Origin of the sequence: Mesorhizobium sp. ESP7-2, assembly GCF_020164715.1 — a bacterium.
Lineage (GTDB): Bacteria > Pseudomonadota > Alphaproteobacteria > Rhizobiales > Rhizobiaceae > Mesorhizobium.
The window spans coordinates 1-1,416 of sequence record NZ_JAIUGQ010000102.1; the positions used below are offsets into that span (position 1 = coordinate 1).

The 1,416-nt window shown below is 59.7% G+C and carries 1 protein-coding gene; it reads left to right on the forward strand.

Annotation, left to right across the window (positions count from 1 at the left end; translation table 11 throughout):
• The first annotated feature begins 19 nt into the window (after nt 1-19).
• A protein-coding gene (locus LB543_RS33805) for an IS3 family transposase (protein WP_411908809.1) occupies nt 20-1,389 on the forward strand; the annotation gives its coding sequence in 2 pieces (ribosomal slippage) (nt 20-511 and nt 514-1,389; 1,368 coding nt in all).
• The last annotated feature ends 27 nt before the right edge of the window (nt 1,390-1,416 follow it).

Consider the following 1,416-nt stretch of genomic DNA (forward strand, 5'->3'; position numbering starts at 1 on the left):
CAACCTTCGGGGGTTTTGCATGTCCAGATTCAGCGAGCTTGAGAAGCGCTCGATTGTTGAGCGCTACTTGAGCGGGGACGAGAGTTACGCAAGCGCTGGCGCCGCTGCTGGCATTGACGCGGCGACGGTTCGCAAGTGGGTTGCTTTGTACCAGGCGCATGGCGATGCGGGGCTGTCGGGCAAATACGATCATTACGACGCAGCATTCAAGCTGTCGGTGCTCGAGCGGATGTGGGGAGAAGGTCTGTCGTACCGCCAGACGGCGGCGTTGTTCAATATCCGCAACGCGGGTTGCCTGGCGGGCTGGGAGAAGCGTTATCATGCGGGCGGGATAGAGGCGCTCGCCCCGCGCCGCAGAGGAAGACCGCGATCGATGCCAAAACCGGCGCCTGAACCGCCGCTTGAGCCGCCTGAAGCGCGCAATGATGAGGCCAAGAGCCGTGAGGAGCTCGTGGCTGAACTGAACTATCTGCGCATGGAGAACGCCTACCTAAAAAAACTGAAGGCCTTAACGCAGGAACACGCGCCCAAAAAGCGCAAGCCGTCCAGGCGTTAAGGCCGTTGCATCCGCTTGAGGGACTACTCGAACTGGCAAAGCTGCCGCGCAGCACGTTCTATTACAGGCAAAAGGCGACCTCGCGCCCGGACCGCCATGCGGCGCTGAAGGAGGCGATCAAGGCCATCTTCGACAGCCACAAGGGCCGCTACGGCTATCGCCGGGTGACCGCGCAATTGCGCCAGTCGGGTCAACGCGTCAACCACAAGACCGTCCAGAGCCTGATGGCCGGGATGGGATTGAAGTCGCTGGTCAGGCCGAAGAAGTATCGTTCCTACAGGGGCGGGGTTGGGCGCACCGCTCCCGACCTCCTGCAGCGCAAGTTCAACGCCGACCGCGCCAACCGCAAATGGGTGACCGACGTGACGGAGTTCAGCGTGGCCGGCGACAAACTCTACCTGTCTCCCATCATGGACCTCTACAATGGCGAGATCGTCGCCTTCGAGACGGCGCGCCGCCCACGCTTCAAACTGGTGGACAATATGCTGACCAAAGCCTTCGCCCGGCTCGATGAGGACGAACGGCCAATCCTGCATTCCGATCAAGGATGGCAGTACCAGATGTCGGCATTCCAGCGCAGGCTGGAAGCCAGAGGCCTTGCACAAAGCATGTCACGCAAAGGCAATTGCCTCGACAACGCACCGATTGAGAGCTTCTTCGCCACGCTCAAATCCGAACTCTTCCATCCGGAAAGGTTCGAAACTGTCCAAAGCCTCGATACGGCCATCGAGCACTACATCGACTACTACAACCACCGCCGCATCAAACTGAAACTGAAAGGGCTGGCCCCTGTGCAATACAGGACCCAGCCCTTAAATCTACCAGATCAATGAACCGTCCAACTTTACGGGGTCAGTTCA